Source organism: Xylanibacter ruminicola Ga6B6 (genome assembly GCF_000687715.1).
GTDB classification, from domain to species: domain Bacteria; phylum Bacteroidota; class Bacteroidia; order Bacteroidales; family Bacteroidaceae; genus Prevotella; species Prevotella ruminicola_B.
In genome coordinates this window covers 1-17,998 of sequence record NZ_JHXD01000022.1, presented here as the reverse complement: position 1 = coordinate 17,998, position 17,998 = coordinate 1, and the positions used below count along the sequence as shown (strand labels likewise).

Sequence of the window (17,998 nt, the reverse complement as noted above, 5' to 3'; positions counted from 1 at the left end):
TATGAGAAAGTGGTTTGTCATCGCATTTGTTTGTCTGACCGCCGGCGTTAAGGCGCAGGAGGTTGAGCGTGGTGCGTTGTTACAGCCCGATACCACCTTCTCGTTATCCCCGCTTACGTATCGTGGCACGATTGCTACCTATCCGTACTTGGGGGCTATGTACACCGGTCTGGGCAATTGGGACTTGCATCCCGGACTGAATGCTTCGTTCTCGGCATCGGCTATTTTCGGGGTGGGCAAGCATTCCAGTAGCGGCTTTGCCAATAGCGCGGCTGTGATGTATGCCGGCCAGCTCTCGCCAAAACTCTCGTTCTCGATAGGTGGCTATAGCTCGTTCATGGACTATGGGCACCACCAGATGAAGGATGCCGGATTAACGGCAATGCTTAACTACCGCTTTGATGAGCATTGGGAGGCAGGCGTGTTCGGCCAGAAATCGATGATGCAGCCCAATATGCCACTACAGAATATGTGGTGGCTGGGTAACGACTTTGGCGACAAGATTGGCGCTATGGTAAAATATAACGTGAATCCCAACTTTAGCTTTCAGCTGAGTGTGTGGAATCAGCGAAATGGTTTTGATAATAGATGGTAAAAAGATATTTTATTTGGTTGAGTTACGATGGCACCAACTATCACGGTTGGCAGGTGCAGCCTAACGGTATCTCCGTTCAGGGCGAGCTGCAACGCGTACTCTCAACCTTACTCCGACAGGAAATCAGTATTACTGGCGCAGGCCGAACGGATGCAGGTGTGCATGCCCGTGTGATGGCGGCGCATTTTGAGATAGAGGGCGATATCGATTGTAAGCAGCTGGCTTATAAGATGAACCGCATGTTGCCACAGGATATCGTGGTTGATAGGATAGAGGAGGTTTCGCTCGATATGCATGCCCGTTTCTCGGCTACCGAGCGTACGTACCATTATTATATACATATGCGAAAGTGTCCGTTCGAGCGCCACTATTCGTGCGAGATTCATTACCCCTTGGATTTCGAGAAGATGAACGAGGCTGGACGAATCCTTACCACCTACGAGGACTTTGGTGCTTTCTGTAAGGCGCATAGCGATGTGAAAACCACCCTTTGCCACGTAACGCGTGCCGAGTGGATACAGACAGGCGATACTACCTGGTACTTTGTGATTACGGCCAACCGTTTTTTGCGTAACATGGTGCGTGCCGTGGTAGGTACGTTGGTAGATGTGGGGCGTGGCCGACTGACGCTTGATGAGTTCCGAAGCGTGATTGAGGGCAAGCGCCGCAGCGATGCTGGCGAATCGATGCCTGGTAACGCCTTGTTCCTTGAGGATGTGAAGTATTAAGAATAGAAGGATTGTAAGATTTAGATATTGAAGTTTTTAGGATAACAGATTATGTGGTTATTATTGGCGTTTATGTCGGCAGCTTTGTTGGGCTGCTATGATTCATTAAAGAAACAGGCCCTGAAGGGCAATGCGGTTATTCCCGTGCTGTTTCTCAATACGTTGTTTTCAAGTTTGTTTTTCCTGCCGTTCATCGTGCTGAGTGGTACTACCCAGGTGCTTGATGGCAGTATATTCCATGTATCGGCAGGCGGTTGGGATATGCATAAGTATATCCTGCTCAAGTCGCTCATTGTGCTGTCGAGCTGGATTCTGGGCTATTTCGGCATGAAGCATCTGCCACTTACGATTGTGGGGCCTATCAACGCAACACGTCCTGTGATGGTGCTGGTGGGTGCGCTGTTGGTGTTTGGCGAGCGACTGAACCATTGGCAATGGATAGGTGTGCTGCTGGCTATCGCCTCGTTCCTGCTGCTGAGTCGTAGCGGAAAGAAGGAGGGCATCGACTTTAAGCACAACAACTGGATATTTATGATTGTGGGTGCTGCCATACTGGGTGCTGTAAGTGGTCTGTACGACAAGTTCCTGATGGCGCCAGTAGAGAATGGTGGCGTGGGACTCGACCGTATGATGGTGCAGTCGTGGTATAACATCTACCAATGCTTTATGATGGGTGCTATGCTGTGGTTGCTGTGGTGGCCTAAGCACGAGCAGACTACACCGTTCCATTGGTCGTGGTCGATTGTGGGTGTGAGTCTGTTCCTGAGCATCGCCGACTTTATGTACTTCTACTCGCTCTCGTTGCCCGAGGCCATGATTTCTATCGTATCGATGATTCGTCGTGGTAGCGTGATCGTAAGCTTTACGTTTGGTGCGATGTTCTTCCACGAGAAGAATCTCAAGGCCAAAGCTTTCGACTTGGCGCTTGTGCTCCTTGGAATGGTATTCCTCTACATCGGTAGCAAGTAGTTTTTTTAGGCACGAAAATCTCTCTGTGCCTATTTCTTTTCTTTGCGTTTACGTTTCTTCGACGAGAACAGATCGCGGATACCGTTGAAGTCCTTCTTCATGATAAGGCCGATACCTTGCGTGTTAAGACTCGACTTGGTGAAATAGCGATCGTTTGTCTGGTTGTATACCTTCAGGGCTAAGTTGCCGTTGGGGTAGAGGAGGTATTGCACGTCGAAGTCGCCTATAAACGATGGGTTGGCCTGTGTGGCGTTGTCGCGATAGCCAAACTGACCGTTAATCAGCAATCGGTTGTTCAGCATGCGTCCGTTAATAATGCCCTCGTATTCGGCATTATGCCAGCCCTCGTTACCTGTAGATATGTTGGCGCCAAAGTTCCAGTTGTCGTTCTTGATAAACTGGTTGATGAGCGTGTTGATCTGCGACGAGAGCGTACCCGACAGGAAACTCTGCATGGCCAGCGATGTCTGGTCGGTTCGCTCGCCTGTGGCGCTGGTGCTGTTGTTGGCGCCCTGATTGTAGAATCGGCCGATAGCCAACAGATATACCACCTGCTGGTTCATCTCCTGCTGTCCGTTGATAACCGAGCGTACCATCTGCTGCTCGTCGGCATTTACCGTTGGCATCTCCAGGTCGAAGTCAACCTGTGGTGCTGCGGGCTGTCCGCCGATGTTCATCAAGCAGTTTACGCGGATGGTGTTGCTGCTGAACGAGTTGCCGATGTTCAGGTCCGACAGACTCACGCCGCTAACGGTATAAACGGCCTGCAGGTTGAGTGCTGCCTGATAGGGATCGCCACCAAACACGATGGTACCACCACGGTTAAACGTAAAGTTCTTCTTGATAATATTCTGGATGGTGATGCCGTACGTGCCGTGATCAACGGTGTAGGTACCAAACATGTTAAACGAGCCCTTGTTGTGGAACGATGCACGTATAGAACCGTTACCATAAAGGGTGATGTAATCCTTGGTACCCTCGTCCATCAGCAGCTTTAGGGCGGCGTTGGGCGTGGCGTTAATCTGGAAGTTGATGTAGATATCCGTATCGTCGGCCCTAGAGCTAGTTGGGCTAGATATGCTCGATTGGCTGGTAATACCAGATTCTCTAGTTGGTTGCTCCCATGTAATAAACTCCTGATTGCTGATGGCATCTGGACTGGCGGCATTATATACAAACACGCTACCAGGCTGTGGCGTTACGTTACAATCTATAATCACATCGTTGCCATGACCGCTGATGGATACGTTACCACCAGCATAAACGGTGCCGTAGAAGGTTGACTCGCTACCATCGGGATTCGTAAAGTCCTTAAAGTCGTAGGCCAGCAGGTTGTCGGTCTCTACAAACAAGTCGAAACTCAGGTTGGTCAAGCTCTGGTGATGTATGCCACCCGAGAGTATAGCCTTGTTGCCTAAGGCGTCGTAGATAGGCATGTGGCGCAACTCAATCTCGTTGGGTACCATTACTACTGTGTCGCGTACTAACTTATAGGTGGTGTTCAGCGGCGTAACGGTAGCCTCGCCATCTACAATCAGCTTACCCGTCAGGTTGATGTCGTCGAGCGTACCAGCCACACGGGCCAGACCCTCGCCACGTCCGGTAATGCTCGAGAGGAAGCTCTTGGTAAAGTTGTGCATGAACTCGATGCTGGTACCATCGGCTTCGATACCAAGATCGATGGTGTTATGTACGGGCGATACGTAGCCGTTGATACGTGTCTGGGCATCGGGTCCGTCGTCGGCCACCGCATGTATATCAATCTGCTGTGCCTCGTGGTTCCAGTTGGCAAGGGCATGCAGCACACCCATGCGGCCGCGCTCAAACTTAAACTCATCTACGGTCAGGTCGGCATTAGCCTTAAACTCGTCGAAGAGCGACCAGGCGCGTGCCTTACCCGTGGCCTTTCCGCTGAACTCTACGCTGTGGAAGTTTACCAGGTCGAGAATATACCCCACCTCAACCTCGCGCAGATCCACGGTGAGCGAGTCGGTAGCGTTCTTCGAGGCGATACCATCCACGATGATATGCTGGCGTCCGTGTTGAACCGAGAAGTGGTCTACCAGCAGGAACTTATCGCTATACAGCACATCCGATGGTTCTACATCCCAACCCTCGCCACGCAGGATGATGTGCGACGGCATGAAGCGCAGGTGCGCCTCTTGCTTGCCTGCCACGTTGTGATAAAGCTGCATGATGGTGTTCAGCTCGCCGCTCATGTGCTCGCTCTCGTTGTGGTTGTCCCAGTAGAGCGATGTGGTGAGGTTGTTGTTGGCGGCATGAGCCGAGAGTCCCAGATCCAGGTGCTGGCCGTTGTCCATCAGCTTGCGGATGTTCAGGTTGCAGCGCATGGTGTCGGCTGGCGACGAGATGTTTACGTAGCCATCGCTATACCACGAGCCGTTGTAGGCAAACGATGGGATATCGCCATTCAAGTATAGCTCGTTGGTAAAGTCGTTTACGCGGGCTTGCAGGGTTACGGGCTGTCGCAACTGCAGGTCGACGTTGAATACACGTCGCAGCCAGTCGCTCTTGCTTACCATCAGGCGTACCACAAAGTTATTGTGGGTCTTGGTGGTGGTAGCAGGCAGAATGGGCAGGGTGGGCAGCTTGCTCTTCAGCAGGTTTACAAACGAACCAGCCAGCGTGCTAAAGTCGAACTGACCTTTCAGCTCTGCATCGGCAAAGTCGCTTTTCACGGTAAGGAAGTGGATACCATCCTCGCGTCCGGTCGTGATGTTCAGATTATCCAGACGGTAGGCAGGATGCTGCTCGGTAGCCGAGATGTTGAAGTTACTCAGTCGGATGTTACCTTGCGCATCGTTCAGGGTACGAGCGGCCAGATTGGCCTCCAGCTGTCCACTCAGCGTAGCGCCGCCCCATTGGTCGGTCAGATGCAGGGCGTGCGGGTTGTATCGTTCGATGTTTGCCTGCAGCTTAATGCTGTTAAGCGGCTTGTCGTTCAGGTGCTGGTCGGCCAGCTCTGCTGTAATCTGCGCCTCCAGATTGGGGTCGTTAATATCAAAGTTACCGGTTATCACACCCTGATTGTAGCCGCCGTTAAGCGCCAGGTTATGATAGGTATAGCCCTTGTAGTCGAAATCGCTGATAATGCCATCCACATTCACGTCGGGCTTCTGCCCCTCGTGCAGCTGACCCTTCAGGGCGAGGGTAGTGGTTAGCTTGCCCAGGTCGTTGCTGGCCAGCAGCTGCTGCAGGTTCAAGGCTGCAACTTCAACCGTACCGGCAAACGATTGGTCGGCTGCCAGGTTCATATCCACCTTGGCATCGCCGGCGCCTGAATGCACATCGGCCTGCAGGTTGCCCGCCCCTTGCTGGTTGCGCTCGCTTTCGGCCGATAGCTGTACGCCACCCAGTCGTGTCAGCTCCTCAGGAATCTGTGGAAAGGCGTTGGCAAGCGTGGCCAGATAGCCCTCCGAAACCGCCAGGCGGTTCAGCTGTACGCTCCACGATGGGCGCTTCTGCCAGTCGGCCACCCAACCATGGGCGTTGATGTCTAATTCGTGTCCTGCCGACGATATCTGTAGGCTTGGAACGGTTACTTTTGTATCGGTTCCATTAAAGCTGGTGGCGATGGATAAACGGTTTGATAATCCCTTTAGCTGTGGAACGAAATAGCCTAGCTCTGAGGGAGTTATGCTGGTGTTAGAAATCTTTCCATAGTAGTCTAACGAGCCCTTCTGCAAGCCGCTGTCGGTCATCAGATAGGTGGCGTTCAGCGTGTCGATCTGCAAGCGCGACAGGGGGAGCTCTACCAGCAGATTCTCTAATTGCGACTGCTTCTTGCCGGCTGCCAAGTGGAACTTTAAGCGCTTTACCACCAGTCCGCAACGCTCCTTCAACTCCAGTCGTTTTACGTTCACGTTCAGCGAGTCGTCGGTCAGCGCCTTCAGGTTGATATGCGCGCTCAGGTCGCTTATCTTCAGGTGCGAGGGATTAAACACGCCGATGGTTACGGGCTTGTATTTCTCGTCGTAGGTTACGCTGGTGCGACGTACGATGAGCGAGTTGATACGCAGGTCGAGTGGGGTATGACTGGTGGTATCTTTTGATGCCAGCGAGTCGAGTACGAACTGAAAGTTGGTTTTGCTGCGCTCGTTCTCCTTATATAATATAAGATGTGCTCCAAACAGCTGGGCCGACGAGATGGAAATCTTGCCATCCAGCAGCGGCAGCAGTTCCAGGCGTACCGACAGGCGGCCTACACGCAACATGTCCTGCTGCTGTTGGTCCTTAATTCGCACATCATCTATAATCACACGGTTAAATAGTCCCAGATCAACGCGGCCGATGCTTACCTGGGTGCCTAATTTATCGGCAATAGCATCGGCTACCTTGCTGCCAAGGTAGTTCTGAGCCTGGGGTATATATGAGACGGTCATGAGTGCCACATTAAGTAGAATGACACCCCAAATTGTCCAACTAACGAATCTTTTGAGTAACTTCACGAGGCAAAATTACGACTTTTTGTTGTGATTTTGGCTTTTTTTTCTCATTATTTGTTATTATGTGGCTTTTTTTATGTAATTTTGCACTCGCAACGACACTATTCAATAAAATTTCTGATATAAATGGCAAATGTGATTAAGTTACGCAAAGGCTTAGACATTACCCTTGAGGGCAAGGCCGAGGAGAAGAAAATCCAGCTTAAATCGAACGGCAAGTTTGCGCTTGTACCCGACGATTTCGAAGGAGTAACTCCAAAGGTTGTTGTCAAGGAGGGCGATCATGTCAAGGCCGGGGATGCCTTGTTTATCAACAAGCAGTATCCTGAGGTAAAGTTTGCCTCGCCTGTAAGCGGAACCGTCCGCGAGGTGGTGCGTGGTGAACGAAGAAAAGTGCTCTGCGTGAGAGTTGATGCCGACGAGAAGCAGGAGTTTACCGACTTCGGCAAAAAGAACGTCAGCAAGCTTGTAGACGAGCAGGTTATTAATGCGCTGTTAGAGGCAGGTATCTTCGGATACATTAACCAGTTGCCCTACGCTGTTTCCACCAATCCTAGTGTGAAGCCGAGGGCAATTTTCGTTTCTGCCCTGCGCGATAAGCCCCTGGCTTGCGATTTTGAGTACGAGGTAGAAGGACAGATTGACGATTTCCAGACTGGTATCGACGCCCTGTCGCGTATTGCTAAGGTTGTTTTGGGTGTAGGAGTTGGTTCTAAACTCGAGAACACCAAGAATGCCGAGGTATATGTATTCGATGGTAAGTGCCCTGCAGGTAACGTAGGCGTACAGGTTAACAACATCGCTCCTGTGAACAAGGGCGAGGTGGTTTGGACCATCGGCGACCCATCGGTAGTACTGTTCATCGGTCGCCTGTTCAATACAGGTAAGGTTGATTTGCGCCGTACCGTAGCCCTGTGTGGTAGCGAGGTTAAGAATCCTGCCCACGTGGATATGCTGGTAGGTGAGGAGCTCTCAACCCTGTTGAGCAACAGCTACGATGCTCAGAAGAGCGTACGTATTATTAATGGTAACGTGCTTACTGGCCGTCCAACAACCAAGGATGGTTTCCTGGGTGCACACACCAGCGAGATTACCGTTATCCCCGAGGGTAACGATGCCGACGAGATGCTGGGTTGGATTCTGCCACGCTTTAAGCAGTTCTCGGTTAACCGCAGCTATTTCTCTTGGCTGTGTGGCAAGAAGAAGTATGCTCTTGATGCCCGCGTAAAGGGTGGCGAGCGCCACATGATTATGAGTGGCGAGTACGACAAGGTGCTGCCTATGGACATCTATGGCGAATACCTGATCAAGGCCATCATCGCTGGCGATATCGACCGTCAGGAGGCTCTTGGTATCTACGAGGTTGCTCCAGAGGACTTTGCACTTGCAGAATTCGTAGATTCTTCTAAACTTGAGTTGCAGCGCATCGTGCGTGAAGGTCTGAACATTTTACGTAAAGAAAACGCATAATAATATGAGCTTTTTAAGAAATTATCTCAATAAGATCAAGCCGAACTTTGAGGAGGGTGGCAAGCTTCATGCTTTCCGCTCGGTGTTCGACGGCTTTGAGACCTTCCTTTATGTGCCTAACGACACAGCGAAGGCTGGTGGCGTGAATATTCACGACTCTATCGACTCGAAGCGCATTATGAGTATGGTGGTTATCGCCCTGATGCCTGCCATGCTGTTTGGTATGTATAACATCGGCTATCAGAACTATGCTGCTGCCGGCACATTGGCAAGCGCAAGTTTCTGCGAGATTTTTGCTTACGGCTTCCTGGCTGTTCTGCCAAAAATCCTGGTTAGCTATATCGTAGGTCTGGGCATTGAGTTTGCCTGGGCACAGTGGAAGGGTGAGGAAATCCAGGAGGGTTATCTCGTATCGGGTATCATCATCCCATTGATTATTCCTATCGGCTGCCCTCTGTGGATGCTGGCTCTGGCCTGCGCATTCTCAGTTATCTTCTGTAAGGAGATCTTCGGTGGTACAGGTATGAATATCTTCAACCCCGCTGTTGCAGCACGTATGTTCCTGTTCTTCGCTTATCCTTCGAAGATGACTGGTGATACCGTTTGGGTAGCCCAGAACTCTATCTTCGGTCTGGGTAACGACCTGCCCGATGGATTCACAGCTGCTACACCGCTCGGTGAGCTGGCACAGCACATCACTCCCGATGCCTCAATCCTGGATATGGCCCTCGGCTTTATCCCCGGTTCAATCGGTGAGACATCGCTTGTGGCTATCGCTATCGGTGCTGCTATCCTGCTGTGGACAGGCATCGCCTCTTGGCGTACCATGCTCAGCGTATTCGTGGGTGGTATCGCACTCGCCGTACTGTTCGAGCAGACTGGTCAGGGCATGACATGGTGGCATCACCTGGTAATGGGTGGCTTTGCATTCGGTGCTGTGTTTATGGCTACCGACCCTGTTACATCATGCCGCACAACCACAGGTCAGTACATCTACGGATTCCTGATTGGTGCTATGGCCATCATCATCCGCGTATTGAATGCCGGTTATCCTGAGGGTATGATGCTCGCCATCTTCTTTGGTAATATGTTTGCTCCTACTATCGACCACTTCGTTGTGGAGCGCAATATCTCTAACCGTTTAAAGAGAGGAGGTCGCAAATGAAACTGAATACAAACTCTAACGCGTACATTATTATATATAGCGCGATACTCGTTGTTATCGTGGCCTTCCTGCTGGCTTTCGTTTATCAGGCCTTGAAGCCTATGCAGGATGCTAACGTAGCACTTGATGTGAAGAAGCAGATTCTCTACTCGCTCAACATCCGCAATCTGGATGGTGCCGAGGCCGAGGCCAAGTATGCCGAGGTGGTAAAGACCGAGAAGGAGGACGAGAATAATGGTCAGAAGGCCTATGAGTGCCAGATTGATGGTAAGAACGTTACTGTAGTTAGCCTGAAGGGTATGGGCCTTTGGGGTGGCATCAGCGGTTATCTTGCTATCGACGAAGAGGGCAAGGTTTACGGTGCCTACTTCAACCACGAAGGTGAGACCGCTGGTCTGGGTGCCGAAATCAAGGACTCTCAGGCTTGGCAGGAGAAGTTCATCGGCAAGAAGATCTGGGACGAGAACGGCAACGTAGTACTCTCAGTTGTGAAGAAGGTTGAGGATCCCGCTACTCAGGTCGACTGTGTAACTGGTGCAACCCTTACTTCGAATGGTGTTGACGCCATGCTGAAGGACGGATTGAAAGGTTTCCAGACCTATGCTATCGGCCGAATGCTCGAGACTGTTGCAAATACTGATTCAACTAAAGTAGTGGAGGAATAAACTATGGCATTATTCAGTAAACAAAATAAGGAGGTTTTTACAAACCCATTGAACGTCGACCATCCTATTCTGGGACAGGTGCTGGGTATCTGCTCGGCCTTGGCTGTAACATCGCAGCTTAAGCCTGCCATCGTAATGGGACTCGCCGTTACTGTGATTACCGCATTCTCAAACGTAATTATCTCAATCATCCGCAACACTATCCCTAACCGCATTCGTATTGTGGTTCAGCTGGTGGTTGTGGCTGCGCTGGTAACTATCGTTAGCCAGATTCTGAAGGCTTTCGCTTACGATGTGAGCGTTCAGCTGAGTGTATATGTAGGACTGATCATTACCAACTGTATCCTGATGGGTCGCCTCGAGGCGTTCGCCATGCAGAACAAGCCTTGGCCTTCGTTCCTCGATGGTGTAGGTAACGGTCTGGGCTACGCTATGATTCTGGTGATTGTTGGTGCCGTTCGTGAGTTGCTGGGCCGCGGCAGTCTGCTGGGCTTCCAGATTGTGCCCGATGCCTGCTACGACTTCGGTTACGTTAACAACGGTATGATGACGATGCCTGCAATGGCGCTGATTCTCGTGGGATGTGTGATTTGGGTTCATCGTGCTTACTTTTATAAGGAGAAATAAGATATGGAACACGCAATATCATTACTATTCAGGTCGATCTTTGTCGACAATATGATCTTCGCCTTCTTCCTCGGCATGTGCTCTTACCTGGCTGTGTCGAAGACTGTGAAGACTTCGTTAGGACTCGGTCTCGCTGTAACCTTCGTGCTTACCGTTACCGTTCCTGTTAACTATCTGTTGCAGACCAAGGTGCTGGGCCCCGACTGTCTTGTCGAGGGTGTTGATCTCAGCTACCTGTCGTTCATCCTCTTCATCGCCGTTATTGCCGGTATGGTGCAGCTGGTTGAGATGACTGTAGAGAAGTACTCACCATCGCTCTATGCAGCGCTGGGTATCTTCCTGCCTCTGATTGCCGTAAACTGCGCTATCATGGGTGCTTCGCTGTTCATGCAGCAGCGCATCCTGATGGACCCCTCTAACTCGCAGGCCATTACCAGCGTTTGGGATGCCATCGTTTATGGCTTCGGCTCTGGTATCGGTTGGGCGCTGGCCATCGTGGCTATGGGTGCCATCCGCGAAAAGATGCAGTATAGCGACGTGCCCAAGCCTCTGCAGGGCCTCGGCATCGTGTTTATCACCGTGGGCCTCATGGCTATGGCGATGATGTGTTTTAGTGGACTTAATATCTAATGGAGAGTATGGCACAGTTTATAGCATATAGTATAGGGGTTTTCCTCGCGGTAATCATCCTGCTGGTGATTATCCTGTTGGTGGCTAAGAAGTATCTCAGCCCCAGCGGTAATGTGAATATTACAGTTAACGGAGATAAGGTGCTGAACGTACCACAGGGCAACAACCTGATGGCTACCCTCAACGAGAACGGCATTTTCCTGCCTTCGGCTTGTGGTGGTAAGGCCAGCTGCGGCCAGTGTAAGGTTCAGGTACTCGAGGGTGGTGGCGAGATTCTCGACTCTGAGAAGCCTCACTTCACCCGTAAGCAGATTAAGGACCATTGGCGCCTGGGTTGCCAGTGTAAGGTTAAGGGCGACCTGAAGATTCACGTAGATGAGTCGATCCTGGGTGTTAAGGAGTACGAGTGTACCGTTATCTCTAACAAGAACGTGGCTACCTTCATCAAGGAGTTCAAGGTGCAGCTGCCTGCTGGTGCTCACATGGACTTCCTGCCTGGATCGTATGCCCAGATTAAGATTCCTAAGTTTGATTGTATCGACTACGATAAGGATATCGACAAGAGCCTGATTGGCGACGAGTATCTGCCCGCATGGGAGAAGTTCGGTTTGTTCCCACTCAAGTGTAAGAACCCCGAGGACACCATCCGTGCTTACTCAATGGCCAACTATCCTGCCGAGGGTGATGTGTTCATGCTCACCGTTCGTATCGCTACACCTCCATTCAAGGCCGACCGTTCGGGCTTCATGGATGTTAACCCTGGTATCGCTTCATCTTACATCTTCTCGCTGAAACCTGGCGACAAGGTAATCATGAGCGGACCTTTCGGCGACTTCCACCCACACTTCGACTCGAAGAAGGAGATGATTTGGGTTGGTGGTGGTGCCGGTATGGCTCCTCTGCGTGCTCAGATCATGCACATGACCAAGACGCTGCACACCACCGATCGCGAGATGCACTACTTCTATGGTGCACGTGCGCTGAACGAGGTGTTCTATCTCGACGACTTCCTGGGATTGGAGAAGGAGTACCCCAACTTCCACTTCCACCTGGCTCTCGACCGTCCAGACCCAGCAGCCGATGCAGCTGGCGTAAAGTACACTCCAGGCTTTGTTCATCAGGTAATGCTGAACACCTATCTGAAGGACCACGAGGCTCCCGAGGATATCGAGTACTACATGTGCGGTCCTGGCCCAATGTCGAAGGCCGTTGTATCTATGCTCGACTCGCTCGGCGTAGATCCCGAGTCAATCATGTACGATAACTTCGGCGGATAATCCGTTATCCCCCGCAAATCATAAAGTGCAGCAACCACCAACGGTTGCTGCACTTATTTTATTGTGTAATCCCCATTCGATTTGGGCTATTATAAAGCAACATCTGCCTCAACCTTCTGCTCTAAAGCATCCTTAATATAGGTGTTTAGCGTTTGTCCAGCCTGGCGTGCAAGGATGGCAATCTGGCGATGGATAGCAGGTGTGAGCCTAACATTTAGTACGCCGCTATAGCTTTTATCAGGCTCGATGCCCTCATCTTCACAGTAAGCCAAATAGTCATCAACAGCTTCATGAAAAGCATCGGTCAACTCCTTCACGCTATCGCCCTCAAAGTTCACCAATCCGTTAATGCCTTCTACTTTTCCGAAAAACACATTGTCCTTCTCGCTAAAAGCTACCGATCCGATATATCCTTTGTAAGATGTACAAAATGGACAGAGAAAAATGCATAACCAAAAGCAGCGTCTTTAGTGTGATACGCTGCTTTTGGTAAAATTTAAATTCTTATCCTGTCAAAACTTTGATATGGGAATCACGTCTATGGTGTAGCCGGCTTTCTCTATGGTGCGCTCTTCGTCGCGGGTGACAATGGTGAGATGGCTGCACTTCAGTTCACCAGCGCATTCCACGATGCTGTCAATCTCGCGCTTCTCCGTTTTAGAACTGCTCATATCATAGCACACTTGCACCAGGCGCTCTATCTTTGCGCCTTTGCGTAGCACAAAGTCTACCTCCTTGTCGTTGCGCGAACGATAATAGAACATGGTCTTATCGGTATCATATCCGCGACGTATAAGTTCTACAAAAACCTGATTTTCAAGCAAACGACCAAGATTCTCACTCACGGCAAAAGCCTTGGCGGCCACAAATCCATTATCCACCACATAGACCTTCCGTGGGGCCTTCTTCATCAGTTTAAGTTTGTTGTTGTAGCGCGACAGATAGTAGAATAAATATGGTTCGTGCAGATAGTCCATGTATTTCTTGGTAGTGCTAACACTCGATAATCCCAATTCTTCTGAGAGGTTGTTGGCACTCAGCGGATTGCAGAAGTTGGAAACCAAATACATGGCAAGGTTATTAAGGTCGGTGATGTTCCGTACATTGTGTCGCTTTGCCACATCCTTCCAAATGATAGAATCGAATAAGGTGTCGAGATAACTGCGCACTAATGAGCGCGAAGCTACCACTTCCGGATAACCACCATTTTGCATATAGTCGTCTGTCAGAGCGTTCGCCTCTGCTTGCTGTTCCGGCTGCATTACATTGAGATTGAGTTTGTGCCAATCGAAAAACTCTTCCATACTGAAGGGTAGCATCTCTATTTGGAGATATTTTCCCGTAAGCACCGTTGCCATTTCGCTCGATAGCATCTTGGCGTTGCTACCTGTTATGACCAGATTCTTACCCATCCTGTAGAGTTCGCTCACCCATAAGTCCCAAGCGTCGAGATTCTGTACTTCATCGAGTAGCAGATAGTCATAGCCAGGATAGACATCATCAAGCATTCGCATCACAAGATTAGCATCCCAGGCATCCAGGAGCGGCTGATTATCGAAATTCAGATAGGCAAAGTTCTTATTACGCAGCATCAGCAAGGCCTGAGTTGACTTGCCTACACGACGCGGACCTGTAATCAACTTTATAAGCTGACTGTTCAGTAGCACGTTTTCATCCTGATTAGTTCTACGTGTAAGATAAGGGCGCGACAGCAACTCGTCACGTTCTTTTCGTTGGTTCAGAATAATTGTCTTCATCATCTCAATATTATATTTCGGGTGCAAATATATGGTATTTTCTTCAATTTTGCAAGTGTATTGAATAAAAAACGTACTATTTTATCCAATACAGCGGTTGAAATGCATAAAAAAGTGCAGTAACACGAAGTTGCTGCACTTGTTTTTTTGATCTGCGGCGGGAATTTTACTTGGCGCCGAGGATTTCCTTGGCGCGGGATAGCTGCTCGGCAGTGGGCGGGGCCACATCCTTCAGCGTGTAATCTACGCCCAGCTGTTCCCATTTAAAGGTGCCCAGGGTGTGATAGGGCAGAACCTCTACCTTCTGCACGTTCTGCAGCGTGTCGATGGTGTGTCGTAGCTGTTTGAGCTGCTCCTCGTCGGTTGTGATGCCAGGCACCAGTACGTGACGGATCCACACGGGCTTGGCGATATCCGCCAGATAGCGGGCGCAATCCAGAATGTGCTCGTTGCCGTGACCTGTGAGCCAGCGGTGCTTCTCGCTGTCGATATGCTTGATGTCGAGCAGCACCAGGTCGGTACTCTGCATCAGGCGCTCGAACTTACCGAAGAAAGGCTCCTCGCGGGTAAAAGGCTGTGCAGCGGTATCCAGACAGGTGTTGATGCCACGGCGATGTGCCTCCTCAAACAGGTCGATCAGGAAATCAATCTGCAGCAGCGCCTCGCCACCGCTCACGGTGATACCGCCATCGGGGCCCCAGTAGCTGCGGTAGCGCTCGGCTTTGTTCAGCAGCTCATCAACGGTAGCTGTTGTGCCGCAGGCATCCGAGCCCAATTTCCATGTGTCAGGATTGTGGCAGTAGCGACAACGCATACGGCAACCCTGCATGAAAATCAAGAACCGAATCCCTGGCCCATCAACAGAGCCAAAGGATTCGGTACTATGTATATAGCCTTTTCTAGACATACTAGTATTTCTAGATTATCTAGTTTAGAGCGATTCGTGCGACTGGCGTGCAATTACATCCTCCTGCTGCTCGCGAGTCAGGTCGATGAACTTCACAGCGTAACCAGATACACGGATGGTGAAGTTAGCGTACTCGGGCTTCTCAGGATGCTCCATAGCATCGCGCAGCTTGTCGACACCAAACACGTTTACGTTCAGGTGGTGAGCACCACGGCTGAAGTAACCGTCCATTACGCGAACCAGCGTGTTAGCACGCTCCTCGTCGTTCTGGCCCAGGGTGTTGGGGCTGATGGTCTGAGTGTTAGAGATACCGTCGAGGGCATACTCGTAAGGCAGCTTAGCTACTGAGTTGAGCGAAGCCAGCAAACCGTTCTTCTCGGCACCATAGCTTGGGTTAGCACCTGGCGACAGAGGAGTACCAGCACGACGGCCATCGGGCAGGTTACCTGTGTACTTACCATATACCACGTTAGATGTGATGGTGAGGATAGAGCAGGTTGGGGTAGCGTTACGATAGGTAGCGTGCTTACGGATCTTCTTAACGAAGGTCTTCAGCAGCCATACTGCGATCTCGTCGGCGCGGTCGTCGTCGTTACCGTAGCGTGGGAAGTCGCCCTCGGTTACATAGTCAACGTTGAATCCCTCCTCATCGCGAATCATTTTTACTTTCGCATACTTAACGGCAGAGATAGAATCTACAACGTGTGAGAAACCTGCAATACCGGTAGCGAATGTACGACGTACGTTGGTATCAATCAGGGCCATCTCGGCAGCCTCGTAGAAGTACTTATCGTGCATGTAGTGAATCAGGTTCAGGGTGTTTACATATACACCAGCCAACCAGTCCATAGCCTGGTCGAAGCGTGGCTCCAGCTCCTCCCATGTCAGGTACTCGTCCTTGATGGGGCGGAAACCAGGAGCAACCTGCTCGCGGGTCTTGGCGTCGACACCACCGTTACATGCATACAGGAAACACTTGGCCAGGTTGGCGCGTGCTCCGAAGAACTGCATCTCCTTACCAGTCTGTGTAGCACTTACACAGCAGCAGATGCTATAATCGTCGCCCCATACAGGACGCATAACCTCGTCGTTCTCGTACTGGATCGAGCTGGTCTTAACCGAGATCATAGCAGCGTACTTCTTGAAGTTCTCGGTGAGGCGTGGAGAATAAAGCACGGTGAGGTTTGGCTCGGGCGAAGGACCCATGTTCTCCAGGGTGTGCAGGAAACGGTAGTCGTTCTTGGTCACCATGTGGCGTCCGTCCATACCCATACCACCTACCTCGAGAGTAGCCCAAACGGGGTCGCCCGAGAACAGTTCGTTGTATGATGGGATTCGTGCGAACTTAACCATGCGGAATTTCATTACCAGGTGGTCGATGAGCTCCTGAGCCTCGCTCTCGGTCAGGGTACCCTCTTCCATATCACGCTGGATGTAGATATCCAGGAATGTAGATACACGACCAACCGACATGGCAGCACCGTTCTGAGTCTTGATGGCAGCCAGGTAGCCGAAGTACAGCCACTGTACAGCCTCGCGAGCGTTGTTAGCAGGCTGCGAGATGTCGAAGCCGTAGATCTGAGCCATAGCCTTCATCTCCTTCAGGGCCTTAATCTGCATTGAGATCTCCTCACGCTGACGGATGATATCGTCGCTCATCACACCACAACCGCAGTTGCGCTTGTCGGCCTCCTTCTCGGCAATGATAAAGTCGATACCATACAGAGCCACACGACGGTAGTCGCCTACGATACGGCCACGGCCATAAGTATCGGGCAGACCGGTCAGGATGTGGTTGTGACGTACGTGCTTCATCTCCTCGGTGTAAGCATCAAATACGCCGTCGTTGTGGGTTTTGCAATACTTTGTGAAAATCTCGTGCAGCTTCTCTGATGGCTTGTAACCGTAGTTGGTGCAAGCCTGCTCAGCCATCTTGATGCCGCCAAAAGGCATGAAGGCGCGCTTCAGGGGTTTATCGGTCTGCAGACCAACTACCTTCTCCAGGTCCTTCTTACTCTCGTCGATGTAGCCAGGGCCATAAGCTGTCATGCTCGATACGATCTCTGTTTCCATGTCGAGCACACCGCCCTTGGCACGCTCTTCCTTCTGCAGCTCCTGCAGACGGCCCCACAATACGTTTGTGGCATCTGTAGGCTCAGCCAGGAAGGTCTCGTCGCCCTCGTAAGCTGTGTAGTTGTTCTGAATAAAGTCTCTGAGATTGACCTCCTCGGTCCACTTGGTTCCTTTAAAACCACGCCATTCTTTACGCATAAATCAATTAGTGTTTTATATAAAAAAAATAATACCTATCGCAAAATCGGGTGCAAAGGTACTATTTTTTTTTGGACTACGCAAATATTTACGTAGCAATCACAAAAAAAGAGGCAAAACTTTTTTTGTTCTGCCTCTCCGGATATGATACAGTCTGTGTGTGATACCTTAGTATCCCTTTAGTTTTGCAGCCGGAAGCTAAGAGTGCTAATAATCTTAATAAAGATTAATAATGAGGTGAACCAATTAGTACCGAAGAAAGAAAATATCTATGCATGGGTTTGGACCTTTATTAGTACCCTTAGTTTCCGTTGTTGAATAATGCAAAACTGAGACATATGCAAAAAGAAGATTGTGATTGTGTTGGTGTCGATGTTTCCAAGAGAACATTGGATGTAGCTCTTTACCGTGGTGAAGTGGACTGGAAAAATGGACACATTAAGGTCGAGAATAACAAAACTGGTTATAAAG

At 50.5% G+C, this 17,998-nt stretch carries 14 protein-coding genes; 9 read left to right on the top strand and 5 right to left on the bottom strand.

The window, feature by feature from the left end:
• Window position 1 precedes the first annotated feature (1 nt).
• Genes T500_RS15945 through T500_RS0112055 form a run of 3 tightly spaced genes read left to right on the top strand, consistent with a single transcriptional unit; the run spans window position 2 to window position 2,292 of the window.
• Complete coding sequence (locus tag T500_RS15945; protein WP_051612053.1) at window positions 2-595, top strand: hypothetical protein; 594 nt, start codon at window positions 2-4, stop codon at window positions 593-595.
• Complete coding sequence (truA, locus tag T500_RS0112060; RefSeq protein WP_028908324.1) at window positions 589-1,323, top strand: tRNA pseudouridine(38-40) synthase TruA; 735 nt, start codon at window positions 589-591, stop codon at window positions 1,321-1,323. Before T500_RS15945 ends, truA begins: the two co-directional genes overlap by 7 nt.
• A gap of 51 nt (window positions 1,324-1,374) precedes the next feature.
• Complete coding sequence (locus T500_RS0112055; RefSeq protein ID WP_028908323.1) at window positions 1,375-2,292, top strand: DMT family transporter; 918 nt, start codon at window positions 1,375-1,377, stop codon at window positions 2,290-2,292.
• A 29-nt stretch (window positions 2,293-2,321) separates the two neighbouring features.
• Here the strand turns inward: T500_RS0112055 and T500_RS0112050 are convergent, their stop codons facing one another.
• Window positions 2,322-6,695: a translocation/assembly module TamB domain-containing protein gene (locus tag T500_RS0112050; protein WP_036909052.1), complete on the bottom strand. Its 4,374-nt coding sequence runs from the start codon at window positions 6,693-6,695 to the stop codon at window positions 2,322-2,324.
• A 189-nt stretch (window positions 6,696-6,884) separates the two neighbouring features.
• Here T500_RS0112050 and T500_RS0112045 point away from each other — a divergent pair, with 189 nt between their 5' ends.
• From T500_RS0112045 to nqrF, 6 genes are read left to right on the top strand one after another with little or no spacing between them, the layout of a single operon-like run.
• Window positions 6,885-8,228, top strand: a complete 1,344-nt coding sequence (locus tag T500_RS0112045; protein WP_028908321.1) for a Na(+)-translocating NADH-quinone reductase subunit A — start codon at window positions 6,885-6,887, stop codon at window positions 8,226-8,228.
• Between the two features lie 4 nt (window positions 8,229-8,232).
• Window positions 8,233-9,393, top strand: coding sequence for an NADH:ubiquinone reductase (Na(+)-transporting) subunit B (locus tag T500_RS0112040; RefSeq protein WP_028908320.1), 1,161 nt, complete (start codon window positions 8,233-8,235; stop codon window positions 9,391-9,393).
• 2 nt (window positions 9,394-9,395) lie between these two features.
• On the top strand, window positions 9,396-10,058 hold the full coding sequence (locus T500_RS0112035) for an FMN-binding protein (RefSeq protein WP_051612057.1): 663 nt from the start codon (window positions 9,396-9,398) through the stop codon (window positions 10,056-10,058).
• A gap of 3 nt (window positions 10,059-10,061) precedes the next feature.
• Window positions 10,062-10,685 carry an NADH:ubiquinone reductase (Na(+)-transporting) subunit D gene (locus T500_RS0112030; protein ID WP_013065051.1) on the top strand — a complete coding sequence of 208 codons (624 nt, stop codon included), beginning with the start codon at window positions 10,062-10,064 and terminating at the stop codon, window positions 10,683-10,685.
• Window positions 10,686-10,688: 3 nt separating this feature from the next.
• Window positions 10,689-11,315 (top strand): NADH:ubiquinone reductase (Na(+)-transporting) subunit E, encoded by a 627-nt coding sequence (nqrE, locus tag T500_RS0112025; RefSeq protein WP_028908318.1) that lies wholly within the window; start codon window positions 10,689-10,691, stop codon window positions 11,313-11,315.
• An 8-nt stretch (window positions 11,316-11,323) separates the two neighbouring features.
• Window positions 11,324-12,592, top strand: a complete 1,269-nt coding sequence (nqrF, locus tag T500_RS0112020) for an NADH:ubiquinone reductase (Na(+)-transporting) subunit F (protein ID WP_028908317.1) — start codon at window positions 11,324-11,326, stop codon at window positions 12,590-12,592.
• A gap of 89 nt (window positions 12,593-12,681) precedes the next feature.
• Here nqrF and T500_RS0112015 read toward each other — a convergent pair whose 3' ends face one another.
• The 4 genes from T500_RS0112015 to pflB form a co-directional block, all read right to left on the bottom strand.
• Entirely contained in the window at window positions 12,682-12,966 is a 285-nt protein-coding gene (locus tag T500_RS0112015; RefSeq protein ID WP_230580903.1) for a type II toxin-antitoxin system HicB family antitoxin, read from the bottom strand.
• A gap of 138 nt (window positions 12,967-13,104) precedes the next feature.
• A complete protein-coding gene (locus T500_RS0112010; protein ID WP_230580902.1) occupies window positions 13,105-14,352 on the bottom strand; it encodes an ATP-binding protein in 1,248 nt (415 codons plus the stop codon).
• A gap of 163 nt (window positions 14,353-14,515) precedes the next feature.
• Entirely contained in the window at window positions 14,516-15,256 is a 741-nt protein-coding gene (gene pflA / locus T500_RS0112005) for a pyruvate formate-lyase-activating protein (RefSeq protein WP_028908314.1), read from the bottom strand.
• Between the two features lie 24 nt (window positions 15,257-15,280).
• The gene (gene pflB / locus T500_RS0112000) at window positions 15,281-17,527 is read right to left on the bottom strand and encodes a formate C-acetyltransferase (RefSeq protein WP_028908313.1); all 2,247 of its coding nucleotides are present in this window, start codon (window positions 17,525-17,527) and stop codon (window positions 15,281-15,283) included.
• Window positions 17,528-17,998 lie beyond the last annotated feature (471 nt).